Origin of the sequence: Rhizobium sp. AQ_MP, from assembly GCF_014237835.1 — a bacterium.
GTDB lineage: Bacteria > Pseudomonadota > Alphaproteobacteria > Rhizobiales > Rhizobiaceae > Allorhizobium.
The window spans coordinates 1-20,526 of the sequence record NZ_JACJVI010000031.1; the positions used below are offsets into that span (position 1 = coordinate 1).

Below are 20,526 nucleotides of genomic sequence, written 5' to 3' on the forward strand. Positions count from 1 at the left end.
ACAGGTGAGATCCCACGTGGTATCCAGAAGGTTGCCAAGCACATTGAACCGTTGGTCGCCGCCGCCCACACGCTGGAGGAGCAAAAGTTCTACCCCGACCTTGAGCTGCATGCCGGCTCATGCTTCGGCTCCCTTCTTCTCGATCAGGTCAAGTCCGAACATCGCGTCGACCGTCGCGCAGCCCGTGAGCTATCCCTCACTTTGGCCGCTGTCGCTCGCAAACGATGCAGGCTGAGCCTTAAAACGGTGGCCCATATGGTTCGCGGTTTTCAGGAAGCTGTCCGGCGCCATATAACTGCGGAGCAGATGCTGCTGCAGCAGCTCCTAAACGTGGAACCCGAAATGCAGGTGTTCCCAGCATGACTGAGGTCGTTCTTGCACTTGCAGTATTCTTGGTGTTGCATTCGGTGCCTGCCTTACCAACCATCCGGGGAAGGCTAACCGCAGCGCTTGGATTACGGCTCTACCTTCTGGTCTATTCGACAACATCCGTGGCACTCCTGATTTGGGTCCTGCATGCGGCCTGGAGCACCGAATATGTCGAACTCTGGCGGCCGGATTCCCGGAACGCCCTTGCCAATTTCGTGTTGTCGCCACTCGGGCTCTTCCTGGTCACGGCAGGCCTTATCAGCCCCAACCCAGCATCTGTCAGTTTCATGAAAGGCACCGTGCCTGGAGCGATAACGACTATTACGCGCCATCCAGTCTTATGGGGTTTCCTCCTCTGGTCTGTCGGCCATGTCGCGGCTAACGGCGACATGAGATCGCTGCTCGTCTTCGGCGGGCTCGGTCTGTTTTCTGCTGTCGGTATTGGCGTCACGGAAAAGCGCGCAAGGCGCAGGATGGGGGCCCACTGGTCACCAATCGAGAGATCAACATCCATATTTCCGTTGAGCGCCCTGTTCTCAGGACGCGCCAAGTTGCGTCTGGATGGACATTTGGTAGCCGCGCTCGCCGTGACGCTGCTTGTCACATTCTGGCTGCTCGCGGGAGGCCATGCCGTACTGTTTGGCGCAGATCCCATCCTCGCGCTCGACATCTGAGAACGATTCCAGCCGGCAATTCCACACACTACTTGCTCTACGTCAAACATCCGCGCGCGCGCGGCTATAACATGAGTAAACAAATCAATTTTTGTAGAGCGGGATGCCCAACAACATGAAACAGGTCAGCAAGACGGTTATTATTGAAGCCGATGCGGCAGGCTATGCACCAACTCGTCGCACATTATGCGCCGGCATTGCCGCGACCCTCGCCCTCCCCTTCCTAAACAAGCGAGCACGCGCTTCCTCCCTTGACCAGCTCGTCCTCTACGGCCCACCTGCCGGGCCATCGATCACGCTTGCCTATGCTGTTGGCAAGGGCCTGCTGCGCGATGTCGCCAACAAAGTGGAGTTCAAGGTGTGGCGCACGCCGGATGAGATGCGGGCAGGTCTTGCATCCGGGTCGATGCAGGCCGTGGTCATGCCGACTACGGCGGCGGCAAATCTCCATACGCGCGGTCTTGGCCTGAAACTGGCCAGCGTAATGAGCAACGGCCTTCTCTATATGGTCTCGCGCGATGAGAAGATCACCACTTTCGCCGATCTCGAAGGTCAAAGCGTGACCGTGCCATTTCCCAATGACACGCCGGAACTTGTCTTCGATGCGGCGCTTGCCCATCATCGGATGACCGGCAAGGTCAAAGTAGAGCGGGCCGGCACGCCAATCGAAGCTGTGCAGATGCTGCTCGCAGGGCGCATCGACACGGCGCTCCTACCCGAACCGGCGGTCTCTGCCGCCATCTTCAAGGCCAGTACCGGTGGTGAGGCGCTTCACCGCGTCATCGACATGCAGAAGGAATGGGGTACGGTCACGGCAAGTACGCCGGTCATGCCCCAGGCAGGTCTCGCCCTGACGCAAAGCTTCCTGGACGATCATCCGGAACAGGCGACCGCGCTTCTTGCGGGACTTGCGCGGGCAGCAGTCGAGGTGAACGCCAATCCGGCAGCGGCTGCGAGCCAAGCCGCATCGGCGCTTGAACTCCCATGGCCTGTGCTGGAGGCGTCGATCCCCTATTCGAACCTCGTCGCCATCGCCGCTCGGGACGCTCGCGGACCGATCGAGACCCTGCTCAAAGCCGTGGCACAGAGGCATCCCGAGATGGTGGGCGGTCGCATGCCAGACGCGTCACTTTATCTATAGGGCTGGATCATCATGGGCCTAGCTTATCGTGCGGGAAGGGTGGCGCGCTTCCTCTGGTCCGGCTGGGCGGGTTTCAGCGGCCTTGCCGTCTTTGCAGCCGTTTGGCAGCTCGGAGCCGAAGCCTATGGCAGCTTCGTGTTGCCAGCACCGGCCGAGACGATCCAGACCCTGTTCAAGCTAGCAGCAGACCCCGACAATCAGATGTTGGTGGCGTCGACGAGCCTGAGGGCGCTCGCCGGCTTTTCACTGGCCGCCGTGATTGGGGCGATGGCAGGCGTGGTGGCCGGATACCATCCGGCGATCATGAGGCTTGCGCGTCCGCAGGTAACCTTGCTGATCGGCGTCCCGCCAATTGCCTGGATCGTCCTTCTGATGATCTGGTTTGGCATGGGGGCCGGAACGGTCATTGCCACCGCGGCTATCGCCGCCTTGCCGCTTGTCTTTGTTGGTGCAGCCGAGGGCATCCAGACACGAGACCGGGGATTGGAAGAGATGGCCCGTATGGCCGGCCTGTCGTGGCTGGCCCGCCTGTTTCAGATATCCCTACGGCAAATGCTTCATGCGGTATTTCCTACTTTGGTCATGGCACTGGGCACGGCCTTCAAGGCAGCAGTCATGGCCGAGTTGCTGGCCAATGCCGGCGGTATAGGAGGCGCGCTCGCCAATGCCCGTTCCGCACTCGATGTGGAAGCAGCTCTTGCGTGGATCCTCCTGTCGGTCATTGCGCTGATCAGTGTCGAATATGGAATTGTTCAGCCACTGCGCGCCGAAGCCGAGGCATGGCGGGAAGCCGCCCAACCCTGGGGCGTACGCCGATGACCCTCCTCCAGCTCAAAGCCGTGGGGCACGTCTATCTCGGCCGCCCCGTTCTCGAACAGGTCACTCTGCAGGTCAGCCAGGGGGAAATGGTCGCGCTGGTCGGACCGTCCGGTTGCGGCAAGAGCACGCTTGCCCAGATCGCCGCCGGGCTGATTATCCCCCGCCACGGCCAAGTCGAGCGAGGCTATGCGCGCTGCGCTTTCGTCTTTCAGGAACCGCGCCTCCTCCCATGGGCGACGGTCGAAGCCAACGTGGCACTCAGCCTATCTGGCCTCCCCGTGGCGCGGTCCGAGCGAAGGGCAAGAATTGCAGCGGCCTGTGATCGCGTTTCGCTGGAAGAGAGCGACTGGCAAAAGTTTCCATCGCAGTTGTCGGGTGGCATGCGCCAGCGCACGGCGCTTGCCCGTGCTCTCGTCGCCGACCCCGATTTCCTCTACTTCGACGAGCCCTTCACCGCGCTCGATGCCGCCTTGCGAAGGCGGATGCAGGATCTCGTCGTCGCCACGGCCTCAGACAGCGGCAAGGGCGGGCTCTTCATCACCCATGACATCCATGAAGCGCTGCGGATCTGCCACCGGATCGCGGTTCTCGACCGCTACGGCCATGGAATTCTCGACTGCGTCTCTGTTCCCGAGACACCGGGGCATCGCAGTGAGGAAATGATTTTCGAGACGGCACGAAGGCTCATTTCCGATCATCCGCTGTTTGCCGTCGTTGAAGAACATGACGAGCGGAGGCTGGCATGAGTGTGCTTGCAGCCATACGCATGCTTCCCTCGGCCGATCTTGCCAGGGCCATGTCCGCCGAAGGCCTCAGACTGATGTTTCCACTTGCCGCCTTGCATGCGGCGCTGTGGCCCTTTCTTTGGGTCGTGGTTTGGTCTCTCGATCTACCTTTTGCCGTTTCCTCCCTTCCCCGCCACTGGCACGCCCAGGAAATGCTGGTCGGCTCCTTCGGAGGCGCGCTTTTAGGCTTCCTGACCTCTGCCCTACCGGAATGGACGGACACGCAACGCCTCAGTGGACGCCCCCTGTTCTTGGCTGCAGGTCTTTGGGCCGGTGCCCGCTTGCTGGGCTTCTTCGCCGTCGAGAACGGATGGCTGCTTGGCCTCGTGTTCGATCAGGCGTGGATGCTGTTCCTGCTTACCTATGCGCTACGCCTGTCCTGGATCAAGAAAAGCACCGGTCTCCTGGGTTTCATCCTGTTCGTCACCACCTTTGCGGCGGCTGCGGCTCTACTGCGGATCGCGATTGCCTTGGAAGCCTACGACCTGTCGGACCGCGCAATCAGAATTCTTGGGCTCTCGCTTCTAGGCCTGCTGGGTCTCGCCCTTGCCCGCATCACCGTCCCAGTGACCAATCTGATCCTTGATCCGACGGAAAAGACCTCCCCTTACAGACCGCATCCGGGCCGGGTCCATCTCTCAGCGGGTTTGACCATGCTGGTGATCGTGGCAGAGGCAGCCACGCTCTCGGACGCCGTGCGCGGCTATCTGATGTTAGCCGCCGGTGCAGCCTTTCTCGATCGGGTCGCCGAGGGGTTCGTGGGGCGCGAAGGCTTTTCCTTCGAACTTGGCGGTCTTTGGCTGTCGAGTGCGCTGGCTGGCACCGGCCTTCTTGTCTGCGGCCTCTCCCTCATTGGCCTGCCTCTGCCCTGGCTGGGCGGGCTGCATCTGGCACTGATGGGGGGGCTGGGTCTCGGCGTCCTGCAGGTACTCTCGATTGCAGGCCTTCTGCATACCGGTCAACCGCTGCGCTTTTCAAAGACAACCCGGATGGCGATCCTGCTTCTGGTCCTGTCGGTTCTTTTGCGGATCCTCTCGGAGTTCGCGCCGTCGCTCACCCTGCCCTTCAGCGCTTACGGTTTCTCCTCTGCGCTGTTTTCGCTTTCCTTCCTCCTCTGGGCCAAGGCCTATATTCCTCTGCTCTGGTCGCCGGCAACGGTGGATCAGGAAAGGTGCTGACATGACCACAATTCCCGGCCCCTCCATCCCGCAGCGTCTTCTGTCTGGCGGGTTCCGTCTGTTCTTCCCGGGCAGCGCACTTGTCGCCGCCCTATCGATTGCTATCTGGGTCCCCTGGTTCCTCGGCTTCATGCATGTGCCAACCCTCTTGCCGCCAGTGGCCTGGCACCAGCACGAGCTTCTCTTCGGCTTTGTCCCGGCCGTGATAGCAGGGTTTCTTCTCACCGCCGTGCCGAACTGGACCGGCAGGCCCGGTTTGAAGGGCATGCCACTTCTGGCACTGTTTCTTCTCTGGTTCGCCGGGCGTCTGACGATCAGCCTCTCGGAACTGACGGGCATGCTCGGCGCAATGCTCGTCGCGCTCACCTTCCTGCCGGTGCTCGCCATCTTCGTCCTGAAGGAACTGGTCGCGGCCTCGAACCGCCGCAATTACAAGATCGTCGCCGTTCTTGCGCTGCTGAGCGCCGCACAGGTTCTCTTCCATATCGAGATTGAGCGCTATGGACGCGCCGAAATTGCCGACCGTCTGGCGTTGTCCGCGATCCTCATCCTCATCTCCCTGGTCGCAGGGCGCATCATTCCGGCATTTACCGGCAACTGGCTGAAGGCGAACAATCCGGGACGCATGCCCCAGAACTTCGACCGTTTGGATCTTGGAGTGATGACCCTTGGAGGCCTGTCCCTGGCGATGTGGATCGCTGTCGGCGGCGGTCTTGAAAGCCTCCGCTTTCCCACGGGGGCGCTGATGATCGTCGGCGGCGTTGCTCATCTCGTACGACAGGCCAGATGGTGTCCCGAGCGCACGCTTCACGAACCGCTAGTGACGATCCTGCATGTCGGCTATCTCTTCCTTCCTTTAGGCTTTCTGCTAACAGGCCTGTCGATGCTGTTGGACCACTCAGGCTTCGCCTCGGCAGGCATCCATGCCTGGACGACAGGTGGGGTCGGGGTCGTGACGTTGGCGGTGATGACGCGCGCCACGAGAGGCCATACGGGCCAGGCTTTGACGTCCCCGCACTCGACAACCTGGCTCATCTATGCACCAATCATCCTCTCGGCACTGCTGAGGATTTCGGTCGCAATTTGGCCGCAGCACACCATGCTGCTATTGCCGATCGCAGGCATCGCCTGGATCGTGGCATTCTTGGGTTACGTGGTCTTTTACATGCCGTTGATAGCGCGAAAGGGATAGGAGGGAGCCATGAGCGCCCTCACCCTCTCCACTCCGGTATCAAGGGTGCGTCCGTCAACCCGAGCAGATCCACGGCGCGAGCCGCAATATGGGCAACGAGATCCTCTACGCTCGCTGGATTGCGGTAGAATGAGGGGAGCGGCGGCATCACCACGGCCCCCATCTCGGTCACCGCCACCATGTTGCGCAGGTGTCCAAGGTGAAGAGGCGTTTCGCGGGCAAGCAGAACTAGCCTGCGACGCTCCTTGAGCTGCACATCGGCGGCGCGAGTGAGAAGATTGTCGGTTATTCCGGTCGAAATCGCTGCAAGAGACCGCATCGAACAAGGGGCGACGATCATACCGGCCGTGCGGAACGATCCGCTGGCAATCGATGCACCGATATCGCTTTCCGAATGGAAATGAGCGGCGAGCCCGATTAGCCGCCCCAGCGCCTCGTTGCCCGCCTCATGTGCGATTGTCCGGCGCGCTGCTGACGTGACAACGAGATGCAGTTCAACATCATCCATGGCCGCCAGGAGCCGGCCGACCTGAAGACCGATCGCCGCCCCCGAAGCACCGGACATGCCGAGAATGACACGCCTCATCATGGCTCACCTTTCCTTGTCTTGAGGGATCCAAGTCCAAGTTCGCGCCAGATCGCATCGACGCGCGCCGAGACCTCCGGCTCCATTTGCAGCACGCGCCCCCATTCCCGATCGGTTTCTGCGCCAAGCTTGTTGGTGGCATCAAGACCGAGCTTTCCACCGAGCCCAGGCTTGGGAGAGGCAAAATCGAGGTAGTCGATGGGTGTGTTATCCACCACCACGAGATCGCGGGAGGCGTCGAACCGCGTGGAAATCGCCCAGATGACGTCGCTCCAGTTTCTGACGTCGACGTCGTGATCGACCACGATGATGAGCTTGGTATAGCTGAACTGCGGCAGCATTGACCACAGCCCGAGCATGATGCGACGCGCTTGCCCCGGATAGCGCTTGTCGATCGACACGACGATCGCCCGGTAGGAGCACGCTTCAGGAGGCAAATAGAGATCGACGATCTCCGGAAACTGGCGTTTCACGAGGGGAAGGAAGAGGGCATTCATCGCCTCTCCAAGCACCGAAGGCTCGTCTGGCGGACGGCCGGTGAAGGTCGAGAGGTAAACAGGATCCTGCCGCATCGTCATCGCGCTCAAGGTCATGACGGGAAACGGCTCGACGGAATTGTAGTAGCCCGTGTGGTCGCCATAAGGCCCCTCGAGCGCAGTCTCCGCGATGGAAACAGTCCCTTCCAGCACGATTTCCGCGGTGGCCGGAATATCTAGGGGTTGGGTGAGCGCCCGCACCACATGGGCGCGCTTTCCTCGAAGCACACCGGCGAATGACAGCTCGCTCATGGTCTCTGGCAGCGGCATAACGGCTGCGAGGATTGTCTGAGGATCAGCGCCGATCACGACCGCAATGGGCATATGCCGCCCCACGGCCTGCCACTGCCGGAAGTGTTTCGCAGCACCACGATGGGCAAGCCAGCGCGTGATCAGTCGCCTGCGATCCAGCGCTTGCAGCCGGTAGACGCCGACATTGACATCCCTAGGGTCGGAGGGCGATGCGGTGACGACAAGCCCCCAGGTGATCAGCGGTGCCGGTTCGCCGGGCCAGCACCACTGGATCGGCAGTCGGTTGAGATCAACGCCCTCGCCTTCGAACACGATGTCCTGGCATTCGGCGTGAGACATCCTGCGGCATCCCAGCGCCATGGCGGAGCGAAGCACAGGCAGTTTCTTCAAGGCATCCCGGAGCGACGCCGGCGGCCTCGGTTCGCGCAATTCGGCCAGAAGGTCCGCGAGATCGCCAATCTTGCCGCCTGGGATGCCATAGCCAAGTTCGATCCGCTCGCGCGTTCCGAACAGATTGGCAAGCAGCGGTATCTCTGACACTGCACCGTCCGACCGGACCGGGCGCTCAAAGAGCACGGCCGGGCCTCCCTCTGCCAGGACGCGCCTGTGGATTTCGGTTATCTCATGAACAAGGCTCACCGGCTGCGCGACGCGGATAAGCCGTCCCTGCTTTTCCAGTTCGGTCATGAAAGCTTGAAGACCGTCGTAGCGACGAGGCGGTGCGTTCTGTGTCATGCGGACCGCTATGACCTGTGAATTCGGTTGCGTCTTTGCGCTGGAGCAATCTGGATTGCCGGGCGTTCTCATAGGTTTGCGCCGGTTCAAACCATCAAAATTGGCGCAATGCAGATAACATCCATTCTAGCTCTCCCGCTGAAAGCCGTGCCGCTTATGCCGCTCGTGGCGATTGAGCTCGTGGCAAGTCGCCTCTTCAGGCTCCTCCTCTTAGCCCATGGCGACATGTTCGAGCGCCTTGGCACATACAAGAGCAGCCGGTTTTCATTTGCTCCAACTGATCTGCCCCTCATCTTCCTGATCGAGCCCGACCTGCCTCGTCTCAAGGTGGTGCGCCAAGGCGAGACCTTCACGGCGGATGCGGGTGTCGAGGCCCCGCTCGTCATGCTGCTGGCGCTCCTCGAGGGGCGTTGCGATGCTGATGCACTGTTCTTTTCCCGCGACCTGCGCGTGATCGGGGACATGGAGGCCATGCTTGCGATGAGAAGCGCCCTCGATGACTGCGATATCGACCTTCCGCGTGATCTCGCGCGGATAGGGGGACCTGCCGCGCCCATCGTTCACAGGTTGGTCGAGGGAATACGACGCCAGTCGCTGAAGGAGATACAGTGATGGAACTGATCTGTCCGGCGGGAACGCCAGCCGCCTTTCGTGAAGCCGTCGATGCAGGCGCTGACGCAGTCTATTGCGGCTTCCGCGACGAGACCAATGCCCGCAATTTCCCCGGCCTCAATTTCAGCCGCGACGAGTTGCGAGACGCCATTGCCTATGCCCACAAAAAAGGCTGCATGACATTCGTCGCTCTCAACACCTTCATGCGGGCCGGAGACGAAGAGATCTGGTATAGAGCGGCGGCCGACGCGGTGCGGCTCGGTGCCGATGCGCTGATACTAGCGGATTTCGGTCTCATGGCCCATGTCAGGGAGCGCTATCCAGAGCAGCGCCTGCATGTTTCCGTCCAGGCGTCTGCTTCCAATCCCGAAGCAATTAATTTTCTCGTCGAAGCCTTCGACGCAAAAAGGGTCGTCTTGCCGAGAACGCTGACAATCAGCGACATTGCTCGTATTGGTCGCAAGGTCAAATGCGAGATCGAGGTCTTTGTTTTCGGCGGGCTTTGCATCATGGCCGAGGGGCGCTGCTCGCTCTCCTCCTACGCCACCGGCAAATCGCCTAACATGAACGGCGTCTGCTCCCCGGCGAGCCATGTGCGATACCGACAGGACGGCTCCGACATGGTTTCAGAGCTCGGCACTTTTACGATCAACCGCTATAGCCATGGCGAGGCCGCCGGCTATCCCACCCTTTGCAAGGGACGCTTCGATATTGGCGATGCTCTTGGCTACGCCTTTGAAGATCCCGTGTCGCTCGACGTCATGGGTGAAATAGAAGCTCTGAAGGATGCCGGCGTCTCCGCCTTAAAAATTGAAGGACGCCAGCGCGGCAAAGCCTATGTTGCCGAAGTCGTGTCGACGCTGCGCCAAGCGCTCGCAACCGCCCCCTCAGGGCGTGCCCCCCTGTTGGCCCGGCTGAGAGCGCTGAGCGAAGGACAGAAGACCACGGTCGGCGCCTATGAGAAGCGCTGGAGATGAGCATGACTGAACTGACACTGGGGCCCGTATACTATCTCTGGGACGGCCCAAAGTGGCGCGATTTCTATTTGCGGATCGCAGACGAAGCGCCGGTGGATCGCGTCATCCTTGGTGAGACCGTGTGCTCCAAACGTCAGCACTTCATCGAACCCTACCTCGCGGACGTGGTGGAACGGCTGGAACGGGCGGGAAAGTCAGTGGCCTTTTCGTCGCTTGCGCTCGTCACTCTGGAGCGCGAGGGCCGTATCGTAAAAGACCTGATCGAGACATCGGACCACCCCATCGAGGTCAACGATCTCTCCGCAATCGGCCTAATCAAGGGCCGCCGACACCTCGTCGGTCCCTTGGTCAACGTCTATAACGGTCCAACCGCACGCCTGATGGCACAACGCGGGGCAGACCGCATCTGTCTTGCGCCCGAACTGCCCTTCAGCTCGATCGCCAGGATCGCCGCTGACGCGCCGGATGTAGCTCTCGAAGTCATGGTATTTGGTCGTATGCCACTTGCCATATCGGCTCGCTGCGCCCATGCCCGTTCCAAGGGCAGGATCAAGGACAATTGCCAGTTCGTCTGTGGCGAAGAGCCGGACGGCCTGTCAATCAAGACACTCGATCGCCAATCATTCCTGGTGCTCAATGGCGTGCAGACAATGTCGCATACGTGCCAACTCCTGCTCAACGAACTGAAGGAGTTGCAGGAAGCCGGGGTCAACGCCTTCCGTCTCTCACCACAGGACTGCGACATGGCGCGCATCGCCGTCATCTTCCAGGAAACGCTGTCGGGCAGCATGGAACCCGAAGAGGCCGCCGCTTTGATAGGGTATACTTATCCCACCGCCAACTTCTCCAACGGATTTCATCACGCGCGAGAGGGAGCGGCCTGGGTATCGCGGGCGAAAAACAAAGCCAACGCGCCCTGACGCACGAGGGGATACGAGCACATCTTGTTTGCGAAAGCGCAACGACCGGACCTGCGTTCCTCACCATAGTCGGCACCACAGCGATAACAGGTGAAGCGCAAGTAAGGTGAACTTGATGGAACTTAACGCAAGCCAGACGGTCGGAAAGATCGCGACCTCCCTGCCCGGTGCAGCCGCACTTTTCCGTCGTCACGGCATCAGCTTCTGCTGCGGTGGCTCTGATAGCATCGAGGCCGCGGCCGAAGCTGCCGGACTCTCGACGGAAACCCTGGTGGGCGAATTGCAGGGCCTTGTTGACGCCGCGTCGACAGAAGCACCGGATGGAACTGTTGATCTGATCAATCATATCAGGACACGCTACCACGACACCCACCGCGCGGAACTCATCTCGCTGATCCCTCTCGCGGCCAAGGTCGAACGGGTGCATGGCGATCACCCCGATGCACCAATCGGCCTGGCAAACCTCCTCGAGCGTATCCAAAGCGACCTCCACAGCCACATGCATCGCGAGGAGCTTATGCTCTTCCCGCTCATGGAACGCGGCGACCATCAAGCTCTGACGAGACCCATTGAGCAGATGCGTCACGAACATGAGGTCGAGGCAGACCATCTGACAGAACTCGAGCACGTCACGGGTGGATTTCATCTGCCGGACGGTGCCTGCAATTCATGGCGCGCACTCTACACAGGCGCAAAGAAGTTTGCCGACGACATGGTCCAGCACATGCATCTGGAAAATGAAGTGCTCTTTGTACGGTTTACCGGCGGGCCCCTCTAAAGCAAACCTATCGAGGATGAGGGATTATGCTGAACAACCAGAAGCCGGATCGAGGCATGAAGCACGGCAGACTCGCTCCTCCGGTCGTTTCGAGATCGCGGCGGGAACAAGCCTGTGACACCATCTGTGACATGCATGAATGCGTGATCAGTGGCTGTGCCGGAGCCGATAATGTCGGCTACCTTATGGACAGGATGCTATCGCTTGAACCACGACACGGCGACAGGCGATGATCCGCCCATCAATATCGACCAACGTCCTTGCATCTGGAGTTTGCGCGTAAGACGTGCAGTTTTTTGACTGAAGCCTTGTCCAGATACGCGGTGGATTGACGCAAGCTGAGGTTTATTTGCTCGAAGCTTGGCATTCGTCAAACGGCGCCGGATCCATTAGATAAGTGTTTACTGAATCACATAAATAATCACTAAAATTCACATCGTATCATGATGTTACGATAGTCGGCATGATGCCTCAACTCAGGACATACTGAAAGATGCGCATCACCGACTTTTCGATCAGCAAACGCCTCTGGCTTGCGATCATGATCCCCCTGGTTGCAGCACTCACCCTTGCCTCGATGGAGTTTCTGAACTCGTGGCGCTCCTACCAGCAGATGCAAATCGTCGTCAAAGTGAGCGAGAACATTTCGGCGATGGGCGAGATGATCCACGTGCTTCAGGGAGAGCGGGGGCAGAGCGCTGGATATATCGGATCAAAGGGCAGCACGGACAAGCAACCGCTGGTCACTGCGCGCCAATTGACGGATGAAGCTCTGGCAAAATTGCCAGATCTCGCTGATGCCTTGGCGGGCGTCGACAACGCGGAGCTTAACCGTCGCTGGAGCTCCGCACAGGACACATTGAAAAGCCTCGCCGGCACCAGGCGATCCATCGACAACCTTTCCTTCACCGGAAAACAGTCCTTCGACTTCTACAGCGGCCTGATTGGCGAGCTTTCGGGCATCGCCTCGGAACTGTCCCTCCAGGGTGTCGGCTCGAGGATCGCCGCCGAAATGATTGCCTATAACCTGCTCATGCAGGCAAAGGAGATTGCGGGCCAGGAACGCGCTACCGGCAACGGTTTCATCACGTCAGGCGACATTGACCCCGAGCGCATCGCTCCCTTTGCCCGCATGGCTGGTGCGCAGAACACTCTGATCGACAATTTCCTCGCCCTGCAACAGAAGGAACGGCAGTCCGTCTACGCTTCCCAGCTATCCATACCCGCATTGAAAGAGATCGAAACCACGCGATCGACCTTGATCGGGGCTGGTTCAACAGCGGCCAGCGACTTGAGTGCCGACCGCTGGTTTGCAGCCGCCAGTCAGCGCATTGACGCAATGAAGGCTCTGGAAAGGGCAAGCCTCGAACGTCTCGGCAACGAGGCACGCGCTATCGCCGCAGCCGCATTCACTCGGCTCGGGACGGTTCTGATCCTTTGTATCGTCGGGGCCATTCTGGTCATCGCCTTGTCGGTGTTTCTGGCAGGAACCATCAGCCGTCCGCTGAAGGCACTCGTCAATTCGATGCGCAGATTGGCGGAGGGTTACCTTGAACCCACCGGGCAATCTGCCGACCGTAAGGACGAAGTCGGAGACATGATCAAAGCGGTAGAAGTCTTCCGCCTTTCTGCGATCCGAAATCGCGAACTGGAACTGGAGGCAGAGCGTGCGCGCGACCAGGCCGAACGCGACCGAGTTAACATGCAAATCGCAGCGGAGGCTGAGGCCGAAGCACGCATGAGCAAGGCAACCGGCACACTGGCCCAGGCCTTGAGAAAGCTTGCTTCCGGCGACCTTCTTTGCGAGGTGACCGAGGCCTTTGCACCGCAGTTCGAAGAACTTCGCCATGACTTCAATCGCTCGGTGGTGCAGTTGCGGCAAGCACTGGTCGGCGTTGGCCAATCGGTGGCGACTGTCACCGGCGGAGCATCCGAGGTCTCTTCGGCATCGGATGACCTGTCGAGGCGCACCGAGCAACAGGCCGCCTCGCTTGAAGAGACGGCCGCTGCACTGGAACAGATCACAGCCAATGTTACGGCCACTTCAAAACGCTCGGATTTGGCCCGAAGCGTAACGAAGAGCGCACGCGAAAGAGCAAGTCGATCCGGTGAAGTGGTACGAAACGCCGTGGCGGCGATGGACAAGATCGAGCAGGCATCGAGCCAGATCAGTCAAATAATCGGTGTGATCGACCAGATTGCCTTCCAGACAAACCTGCTCGCTCTCAATGCGGGCGTCGAGGCAGCCCGCGCAGGCGAGGCCGGCAAGGGGTTTGCTGTGGTTGCCCAGGAAGTCCGCGAGCTGGCCCAGCGTTCGGCGCAGGCAGCCCGGGAAATCTCGGGGCTCATCGGCAATTCTGAGTTGGCTGTTCGCCAAGGCGTCGACCTGGTCTCCGAGACCGGCACCGGACTGGCCGAAATTGGTGAGCTCGTGCAGGAAGCCGCAAGCCATGTGGACGCCATCGCGATCGCAGCGCAGGAACAGGCAGTCGGCCTTTCGCAGGTCAATGTCGCGGTGAACCATCTGGATCAATCGACACAACAGAACGCGGCCATGGTGGAAGAGATGAACGCTGCGGGCGCAGCCTTGGCCAGCGAAAGCGCCACCCTTCAGAGCCTGCTTCTTGGCTTCCGCTTGACCTCACCTGCCGATGGCAACATGGTCCCAGAAAGGATGAGGGCCTGAAACGACTTAGATCAGATATCCTCAAGCACGACGGACGACACAGCGATCCGTAGCCGGTGCTCATGCCGTTCGTAGTTCGGAGCGTTGAGCCCTTCTAACTGACGCCATCAAACGTCTGCTCGAGCGATTCCTCGGGCCATCGCGGCGATCAAGTCGGTTCTCGTGACGATACCGATGAGCTTCCCATATTCCAGGATGGGAACCGCATCGACATCTGTATCACCCAACAAAGGCAACAACGCCCCGAGTGGCGTTGTTGCAATAGCGCGAGGGACCGTGACACTCATGATGTCGATCGCGAGCACTGGTTTATCCCGTTCAGGATCTATTAGCCTTCGCAGAGCGGGGATGAGACCTCGATCAAGGCGAAGTGCATCTTCCCTTGCTCGGCTGATGAGATGCACCTGGAAGATGATGCCTAGGAACCGCTGCTTCTCGTCGACCACGGGTAGCGATGTAAAACGATGACGCCGGAAGAGATCAGCGACTGTGCCCAAATCTGTGTTTGCCTTCACCGTAATCAGGTTCGAGGACATGATGGCGGCCGCAGTTGGAGTGCCGGTCTGGTGTGCTGCCGCTTGGAGCTCCGCTGCACCGATAAGACGTGCCAGATCTTCAACGCCGAGATTGAATGACTGTCGATACCGTTGAAGGATGTCGCTTAGCTCAGCTTCGGAAAGGCCCAGCCGTTCAACAGCGATCCTGTCAGATGTCCCATGCCTGTTCTGCTGGTCGAATTGACGAAATGGATAGCGCCGCCCTGTCAGCCTGGCATAGGCGATCGCAATCAGGACGAGGCTGGCCGTGCCCGTGGCAATTGGCGCAAGCGCGAACCAGAAGCCAAGATGCTCCACAGCTTCCGGACTCATGGCAGCCGTCATGGCAACGGCTCCTGCCGGCGGATGTACCGCTCGCAGCATGAACGTCACGATGATCGCAAGAGCGACAGCAACGGCGATCCGTAACGCCGGCTCGTGGATGAACATCGAGACGGCCACGCCGACAAGAGCTGCGACAGTATTGCCGATGACTGCAGACCATGGCTGAGCAAGCGGACTGTTGGGAACGGCAAACAGGAGAACGGCACTCGCGCCGAGCGGTGCGACAAGGTAGAGGCCATATTCGAGATCGACGCCGGGAGACAGCAAGAAATAGCCGGTCAGCCAAAGCCCGATGAAAGCTCCAAGGCCCGCGCGCAGAGCCTCCATCGGAGCCGTGCCAGTCACTGCCGGCCCAAATGAACGTAAGAACTGCAATTGAATGATTCCGATCGATCGAAAGCACAAACTTTCAGCAAATGATCAAAATTTCAATCGTCAGCCAGTTTGGCGAGGGACATCATTCAACAAAATGCGAGCGGATCGACACTAACGATCGCATTTTTCAATGCTATTTTCACATCTCGGAAGCGCTGTAGACGGTGCTCGTCGTAGGTGCAACTAGGTGGACACCTGGTGTCCGTAGTGCCCGATCCCGACGCACTGGAGCGATCCAACCCGCTAACCCTCCAAATCACTCATCCAGGTCACTGAAAGACGGTACTGCTGCATCAGGCGGACTTGTGGAACCACAGGACCTGACTTCATGACATGTCGGCTCGTCTGGCGCATACGCTAGTAGCTACGTTGATTATGCATTCTGTCATCTGTTTTGACGATGCGACCATCCTCCAGGGTCAGGATACGGTCAGCACGGTCGAGGATCCGGTTGTCGTGGGTAACGAGCAATGTCGTCGTGCCCCGTGCTTCACCCATGCGTTTCAGAAGGTCGACGACATCCGCCGCACTATCTTTATCCAAGGCGGCTGTGGGCTCGTCGGCTAGCACGAGCGCCGGGCTTGAGACCAGAGCTCGGGCCACGGCCACGCGCTGCTTCTGACCGCCTGACAGGTTTGCGGGCAGATACGTGATACGGTCGCTCAAGCCGACCAGGCCAAGCGCATGCTCAGCCGCGCTCTGCGCCGCGCTATCGGCCACTTCGCCATGCACCTGTACGCCCATCATCACGTTCTGCAGTGCCGTCAGGCTTTCATGCAGATTGTGTGCCTGAAAAATGAAGCCCAGGCGGCGGCGCAGGTTGACAAGTTGTGCCTGCGATGCGCCATTCAACTCGCTCTCCAGAAGCCGCACCGATCCATCCTGCACAGCTCTGAGACAGCCGACAAGCGTAAGGACCGTCGTCTTACCAGACCCGGAAGGCCCCATCAGCACGGTAAAGCTGCCCCGCTTCAACGTCAGGTTCACATCAAACAGCGCCTGTTTGCGAACGTCGCCACTGCCGAACCAATGGTTCAATCCACGCACCTCGACGATTGTCTCGCTGTCCATCGCAGCCTCCTAGAACAGATCGGCAGGGTCGGCAGCGCCAAGCCGACGGGTCGCAATGGCGCCGGAAAGGGCGGAAAAGACAATGGTGCCGAGAAAAACGGTCATTGCCATCGAAGGTGTCATCCCCAGAGGCAGGGTCGTGATCTTTCCCATCAGCGTCAGGATGGTCGTCCCGACAATTAGTCCTGGAATGAAGCCCATGATCCCGAGCACCAGCGCTTCTTCGAAGACGATGCCGAGGAAGAAACGCGGGCCATAGCCCATGGCCTTGAAGGTTGCGTATTCGCGCAGGTGGTCGGCCACGTCGGTTGACAGCACCTGATAGACGATGACAATGCCGACGAGAACGCCGATCAGCACGCCGAACCCGAAGATGATGCCCGTCGGACGCTTCGTCTGCTGATAGCGCAGATCCTCCTGCGCTGCATCCTTGTAGCTGCGTATGCGAAGGGACGGGTCGGAAATCAGGGTTTTCAGGCGCGCGATTACAACGTCTGTCTGCGCGCTGGAGCGCAGGCTCAGGAGAATATGGTCGGGTGCCGAGGAACTACGCGTCGGGAACAGCGACAGGAATGTCTGGTCCGAAACCAGCATATAGCCATCGCCACCGAAGCCCCCTCCGCCGGAGAACGTGGCATAGGCGGTGATGGTGCGGCCTTGCGTTTCAAAGGACAGAGGCGTTTGCGGACGGATTGAAGCGGCTTCGTCCTTGGCGAGGCCTCGGGCCAACCGATCGAGTATTGCCGCGTCTCGCACCTGCAGGAGATTGAGATCGCCTGCAATATCCTGAGACAGAAACTCGGTCTTGATCGGATCCACGCCGAAGGTCGTCAGACTGATGTCCTTTTCGCCACGGTCCCAGGGAACATTGGCGATGAAAAGACCCATTCCAGCGGCGACATCCGGATCCCCCAGCGCTTGCAGCAACCATTGCCGAGCCACATTGCCACCGTCGGTCAGGGTACTCGCATCGCCAGCCGAGATCATGATATCCGCATGGAAGAATTCATAGGGTCGCAAGGTTGCGGCACCCATCGAGTTCATGATCCCAAGCTGGACGAAGACCAGCACATTGGCAAAGGCCACCCCGGCGAGTGCCGCCGCAAAGCGGGTCCGGTTGTGGGTCAATTGCAGCCAGCCGATGGGCAGTCGCCCGAACAGGCGTTGCAGCAGGTAGCTCATGGATTGGCCCGTACCGTGGTGTCAATACGGGCGATGACCTCGAGATTTGTGAAGCGGGCGGCGACATCCGAGGAGGCTTCGTCCAGTACCACCAAGACCTGGATGACGCGCGCATCCTTGTTTTCCGCTGCATCGTCAGAAATCAGGCCCTGCCGTCCCACGGTCAGTCCGATCCTATCCACCCGGCCTTGCAACGTGACACCGAGAGCCGGAGTTACCAGTTCCACCGGCTGGCCGACCATGACTGCACTGATGCGATCCTGCCAGATCTCAACCTCGGCCATCATCTGATCCGTGTCCCCCATATCCATGATCCCGTCGGTGGGAGGCCGCTGTCCGGGCGTGACATGGATGTCGAGGATCGTGCCGGTGATGGGCGCCACGACTTCGGCGCGTGCAAGGTCGAGCCGAGCACGGGCCAGTTCGGATCGGGCGGCATCGACATTGCGGCTGGCGACGATCACATCGGGCTGTTCGTCCAGCGTGACTGCGTCATAGCGCGTGAGCGTTGCCTCAGCGCGGACAACGGAAAGTTTCGCGCCTTCTGCTGCAGCACGGGCCGCATCGAGTGCAGCCTGCGTGCTGACGGCGCTCGAGGCGAGCGCTTCCGTTCGCGCCAGCGTAGATGCAGCTTCTGCGGCCGTGGACACGGCTTGATCGAGTGCTGCCTTTGCTTCGTTGCGGCTTGCCTCTACCGCCGCTCGCGTCTGGATGAGGTTTGCTTCGCGCACGGCGAGATTTGCCTCTGCGGTAAGAACGGCCCCAGCGAGAGCAGTGTGATTGTCGAGCCGCGCCAACACGGTGCCCTTTTCCACGCGATCACCCACGGAAACGAGAATGTCCGCGATGCGCGCATCCCCAGCCCCATATGGTGCTGCGACAACCGAAACATCGCCACGGGGCATCACCCGCGCCAATCCGACAACATCCGACGGCAGCAAGGTTTCTGCCATTTTAGGCGGTAGCTCGATGTCAGGCGGCAAGGCAATGGGTGCGTCTGAGCCGCCGCCGGGTTGAAGTCCCGTCAGCGCGTAAAACTTCTGCAAACCAGTCGGCTGAAAATACATCCCCAGCACAGCGCCCGAGAACATGAAGACTGGGACCAGCAACACCAGCAGGTACCGCTTGCGGAACCAGCGGCGCTGCTGGGGTGTTTTTGGCTCGGACAGATTCAGATTGATCGGGAGGCTTTTTTCATCCGTGGCTGACATTGCAGGTCACTCGTTCCTGTCGATCTTTGAATGGGATGTTGACTTCAATACCTTCGTCACGGTCTTGCCAACCGGCAAGGATGCGTAGGTGATTAGGCTGCAACGAAACACATATCACAGAACATATATTTCTGTGTTCGATATCGTGCATTTGTAAGCCTGACCAGACATCCAAGCGCATGTCCGCTCAGGAAAGATGCGACAAAGCTACGCAAGCTCAGCGTTTAGCGACCGAAATCAGCCCTGGTCACGACGCCGTCTGTATAGCGGTCCAGAATAGCCATGCTTTACAAGCTTCGGCAGATCGAAACGGAAAACCGTGTAGTTCAACGGCTTCTCGCTTTTGGAGCCTTGAACCTCCTGCAGTCAAAAATAATATGCCGACCATTGCCTCAAGACGGAAGCATGATCCGCTTGTCGCTTGGTCAGCGATCAATCGGCATCGCCACCATCGAGCAAGCTGAATGACGGTTTTCAGGGAGCGCCAGTCTGAAACATGAACACCCGAATTGGAGGCAATGGGACCGCCAGAGGGAGGTGCTCCGATCTTTGGTGACTTCCGCCGATGGTCGAAATTCGCGCTTCTCGTAATGTTGCCCGAGTTCGGCCCATAGCGGACTGTCGTTGTGGGATCACAACTGGTGGCGGGACGCTTGGCCTCCGACCTTCTCAAAAGTGCTGAACTGGAATTTCTGCACCGTCCCCCATGGGGTTGTGTGTTCATGCCGCCGCGTCGTAGCCAGCCTAAACTGTTCGCCGAGAACAGCTTGCAAGCTCTCCGGATCGTAACGGGTAACAGGCAGGCCGCTGCATTTATCTGGCCCATCCATTGCGAAGGTGCCAATCACGGCCTTGCCACCGACTTTGAGTGCCCGTGCCAGCACGCGAACATAGGCTTGCTGATCGACGGCTGTTGTCAGGAAATGGAAGGCGGCCCGGTCATGCCAGAGATCATACTCGCGGTCAGGCGTCCATACGGTCACGTCCGATACAACCCATTGCACATGAGCCGTGTCTGCCAGTCGGGACTGGGCTGCCACGAGAGCCGCGCCAGAAAGATCAAGAACGCTAACGTGGGCCTGACCGGCATCCACCAGCGCATCTACCAACCGGGACGCACCACCACCAATGTCGATTACTGACATTCCCGGTATCAGTCCCGCTTCATGCAGCAGCGTCAGTGATAGGTCTGGGGCCTCCTCATACCAACTGACCTCGGTGTCAGACTTGGTAGTGTATACCCCTTGCCAGTGCGCCTGTCGGTCTTGAATTGCCATAAAGTCGTTCCTGTTCGGAATGCGAGTCTACCAGATATCGGTCCATCCAGTCGTAAAGTTTTTACGAAGCCGCCGTTCCCCAGGGAAATCATCCGGCTGCTTTTGGTGCGGAAGCGACGCGGCACGACAGCCGGCGCGGTGTATGCTTCTATGGAAGCGCGACGGCGGCCTCTATGACCGGGTTGAAGGCGCAAAGCGGAAATCATTACCGAAATGGGGCCGGGAGCGGACCATCCTGTCCCGGAAGTCGGGGATGATATAGCTGACATTGTAGCGCGCGACCTCCATG

Annotated in this window: 19 protein-coding genes; 12 read left to right on the forward strand and 7 right to left on the reverse strand. The window is 59.6% G+C overall.

The genetic code is table 11. The features are described from left to right. The 7 genes from H6M51_RS23415 to H6M51_RS23445 all read left to right on the forward strand — a co-directional run. Window positions 1–363 (forward strand): hemerythrin domain-containing protein (locus H6M51_RS23415; protein WP_185812204.1); only part of this gene is annotated, 363 nt, incomplete at its 5' end. Continuing rightward, window positions 360–1,043 (forward strand): NnrU family protein, encoded by a 684-nt coding sequence (locus tag H6M51_RS23420; protein WP_185812205.1) that lies wholly within the window; start codon window positions 360–362, stop codon window positions 1,041–1,043. The genes H6M51_RS23415 and H6M51_RS23420, both read left to right, overlap by 4 nt. 115 nt (window positions 1,044–1,158) lie before the next feature. After that, window positions 1,159–2,184 (forward strand): ABC transporter substrate-binding protein, encoded by a 1,026-nt coding sequence (locus H6M51_RS23425; RefSeq protein WP_185812206.1) that lies wholly within the window; start codon window positions 1,159–1,161, stop codon window positions 2,182–2,184. Window positions 2,185–2,196: 12 nt separating this feature from the next. Then, window positions 2,197–3,003, forward strand: coding sequence for an ABC transporter permease (locus tag H6M51_RS23430; RefSeq protein WP_185812207.1), 807 nt, complete (start codon window positions 2,197–2,199; stop codon window positions 3,001–3,003). Further along, window positions 3,000–3,749, forward strand: a complete 750-nt coding sequence (locus tag H6M51_RS23435; RefSeq protein ID WP_185812208.1) for an ABC transporter ATP-binding protein — start codon at window positions 3,000–3,002, stop codon at window positions 3,747–3,749. The genes H6M51_RS23430 and H6M51_RS23435 overlap by 4 nt, the downstream gene beginning before the upstream one ends. After that, entirely contained in the window at window positions 3,746–4,966 is a 1,221-nt protein-coding gene (locus H6M51_RS23440) for an NnrS family protein (RefSeq protein WP_185812209.1), read from the forward strand. Before H6M51_RS23435 ends, H6M51_RS23440 begins: the two co-directional genes overlap by 4 nt. Window position 4,967: 1 nt before the next feature. After that, window positions 4,968–6,158, forward strand: a complete 1,191-nt coding sequence (locus tag H6M51_RS23445) for an NnrS family protein (RefSeq protein WP_185812210.1) — start codon at window positions 4,968–4,970, stop codon at window positions 6,156–6,158. Between the two features lie 19 nt (window positions 6,159–6,177). On the opposite strand, the gene H6M51_RS23450 is transcribed toward H6M51_RS23445, so the two are convergent. Then, the gene (locus tag H6M51_RS23450) at window positions 6,178–6,747 is read right to left on the reverse strand and encodes a UbiX family flavin prenyltransferase (protein ID WP_185812211.1); all 570 of its coding nucleotides are present in this window, start codon (window positions 6,745–6,747) and stop codon (window positions 6,178–6,180) included. Beyond that, window positions 6,744–8,267 (reverse strand): UbiD family decarboxylase, encoded by a 1,524-nt coding sequence (locus tag H6M51_RS23455; protein WP_185812212.1) that lies wholly within the window; start codon window positions 8,265–8,267, stop codon window positions 6,744–6,746. Before H6M51_RS23455 ends, H6M51_RS23450 begins: the two co-directional genes overlap by 4 nt. A 108-nt stretch (window positions 8,268–8,375) precedes the next feature. Between H6M51_RS23455 and H6M51_RS23460 the strand changes: the two genes are divergently transcribed. The 5 genes from H6M51_RS23460 to H6M51_RS23480 all read left to right on the forward strand — a co-directional run bounded on the left by H6M51_RS23460 (window position 8,376) and on the right by H6M51_RS23480 (window position 14,240). Beyond that, on the forward strand, window positions 8,376–8,879 hold the full coding sequence (locus tag H6M51_RS23460) for an SCP2 domain-containing protein (RefSeq protein WP_166599153.1): 504 nt from the start codon (window positions 8,376–8,378) through the stop codon (window positions 8,877–8,879). Further along, window positions 8,879–9,856 carry a peptidase U32 family protein gene (locus tag H6M51_RS23465; protein WP_185812213.1) on the forward strand — a complete coding sequence of 326 codons (978 nt, stop codon included), beginning with the start codon at window positions 8,879–8,881 and terminating at the stop codon, window positions 9,854–9,856. Before H6M51_RS23460 ends, H6M51_RS23465 begins: the two co-directional genes overlap by 1 nt. Then, a complete protein-coding gene (locus H6M51_RS23470) occupies window positions 9,853–10,776 on the forward strand; it encodes a U32 family peptidase (protein WP_165222409.1) in 924 nt (307 codons plus the stop codon). The genes H6M51_RS23465 and H6M51_RS23470 overlap by 4 nt, the downstream gene beginning before the upstream one ends. A gap of 112 nt (window positions 10,777–10,888) precedes the next feature. Then, window positions 10,889–11,554, forward strand: a complete 666-nt coding sequence (gene ric, locus H6M51_RS23475; RefSeq protein ID WP_407073612.1) for an iron-sulfur cluster repair di-iron protein — start codon at window positions 10,889–10,891, stop codon at window positions 11,552–11,554. Between the two features lie 493 nt (window positions 11,555–12,047). Next, entirely contained in the window at window positions 12,048–14,240 is a 2,193-nt protein-coding gene (locus H6M51_RS23480; protein ID WP_246780663.1) for a methyl-accepting chemotaxis protein, read from the forward strand. 107 nt (window positions 14,241–14,347) lie between these two features. Here the strand turns inward: H6M51_RS23480 and H6M51_RS23485 are convergent, their stop codons facing one another. The 5 genes from H6M51_RS23485 to H6M51_RS23505 all read right to left on the reverse strand — a co-directional run bounded on the left by H6M51_RS23485 (window position 14,348) and on the right by H6M51_RS23505 (window position 20,237). Next, window positions 14,348–15,448, reverse strand: a complete 1,101-nt coding sequence (locus H6M51_RS23485; protein ID WP_166599156.1) for an HPP family protein — start codon at window positions 15,446–15,448, stop codon at window positions 14,348–14,350. 405 nt (window positions 15,449–15,853) lie between these two features. Further along, entirely contained in the window at window positions 15,854–16,567 is a 714-nt protein-coding gene (locus H6M51_RS23490) for an ATP-binding cassette domain-containing protein (RefSeq protein WP_185812215.1), read from the reverse strand. Window positions 16,568–16,576: 9 nt separating this feature from the next. Beyond that, window positions 16,577–17,749 carry an FtsX-like permease family protein gene (locus H6M51_RS23495; RefSeq protein WP_166599158.1) on the reverse strand — a complete coding sequence of 391 codons (1,173 nt, stop codon included), beginning with the start codon at window positions 17,747–17,749 and terminating at the stop codon, window positions 16,577–16,579. Beyond that, window positions 17,746–18,960 (reverse strand): HlyD family efflux transporter periplasmic adaptor subunit, encoded by a 1,215-nt coding sequence (locus tag H6M51_RS23500; RefSeq protein WP_185812216.1) that lies wholly within the window; start codon window positions 18,958–18,960, stop codon window positions 17,746–17,748. Before H6M51_RS23500 ends, H6M51_RS23495 begins: the two co-directional genes overlap by 4 nt. A gap of 632 nt (window positions 18,961–19,592) precedes the next feature. After that, complete coding sequence (locus H6M51_RS23505) at window positions 19,593–20,237, reverse strand: trans-aconitate 2-methyltransferase (protein WP_166599160.1); 645 nt, start codon at window positions 20,235–20,237, stop codon at window positions 19,593–19,595. Between the last annotated feature and the right edge of the window lie 289 nt (window positions 20,238–20,526).

Bases quoted from the DNA above. Each gene is read 5' to 3' on its own strand.
- H6M51_RS23420 (WP_185812205.1), top strand. From the start codon at position 360: ATGACTGAGGTCGTTCTTGCACTTGCAGTATTCTTGGTGTTGCATTCG.
- H6M51_RS23425 (WP_185812206.1), top strand. From the start codon at position 1,159: ATGAAACAGGTCAGCAAGACGGTTATTATTGAAGCCGATGCGGCAGGC.
- H6M51_RS23430 (WP_185812207.1), top strand. From the start codon at position 2,197: ATGGGCCTAGCTTATCGTGCGGGAAGGGTGGCGCGCTTCCTCTGGTCC.
- H6M51_RS23435 (WP_185812208.1), top strand. From the start codon at position 3,000: ATGACCCTCCTCCAGCTCAAAGCCGTGGGGCACGTCTATCTCGGCCGC.
- H6M51_RS23440 (WP_185812209.1), top strand. From the start codon at position 3,746: ATGAGTGTGCTTGCAGCCATACGCATGCTTCCCTCGGCCGATCTTGCC.
- H6M51_RS23445 (WP_185812210.1), top strand. From the start codon at position 4,968: ATGACCACAATTCCCGGCCCCTCCATCCCGCAGCGTCTTCTGTCTGGC.
- H6M51_RS23450 (WP_185812211.1), bottom strand. From the start codon at position 6,747: ATGATGAGGCGTGTCATTCTCGGCATGTCCGGTGCTTCGGGGGCGGCG.
- H6M51_RS23455 (WP_185812212.1), bottom strand. From the start codon at position 8,267: ATGACACAGAACGCACCGCCTCGTCGCTACGACGGTCTTCAAGCTTTC.
- H6M51_RS23460 (WP_166599153.1), top strand. From the start codon at position 8,376: ATGCAGATAACATCCATTCTAGCTCTCCCGCTGAAAGCCGTGCCGCTT.
- H6M51_RS23465 (WP_185812213.1), top strand. From the start codon at position 8,879: ATGGAACTGATCTGTCCGGCGGGAACGCCAGCCGCCTTTCGTGAAGCC.
- H6M51_RS23470 (WP_165222409.1), top strand. From the start codon at position 9,853: ATGAGCATGACTGAACTGACACTGGGGCCCGTATACTATCTCTGGGAC.
- H6M51_RS23480 (WP_246780663.1), top strand. From the start codon at position 12,048: ATGCGCATCACCGACTTTTCGATCAGCAAACGCCTCTGGCTTGCGATC.
- H6M51_RS23485 (WP_166599156.1), bottom strand. From the start codon at position 15,448: ATGGAGGCTCTGCGCGCGGGCCTTGGAGCTTTCATCGGGCTTTGGCTG.
- H6M51_RS23490 (WP_185812215.1), bottom strand. From the start codon at position 16,567: ATGGACAGCGAGACAATCGTCGAGGTGCGTGGATTGAACCATTGGTTC.
- H6M51_RS23495 (WP_166599158.1), bottom strand. From the start codon at position 17,749: ATGAGCTACCTGCTGCAACGCCTGTTCGGGCGACTGCCCATCGGCTGG.
- H6M51_RS23500 (WP_185812216.1), bottom strand. From the start codon at position 18,960: ATGTCAGCCACGGATGAAAAAAGCCTCCCGATCAATCTGAATCTGTCC.
- H6M51_RS23505 (WP_166599160.1), bottom strand. From the start codon at position 20,237: ATGGCAATTCAAGACCGACAGGCGCACTGGCAAGGGGTATACACTACC.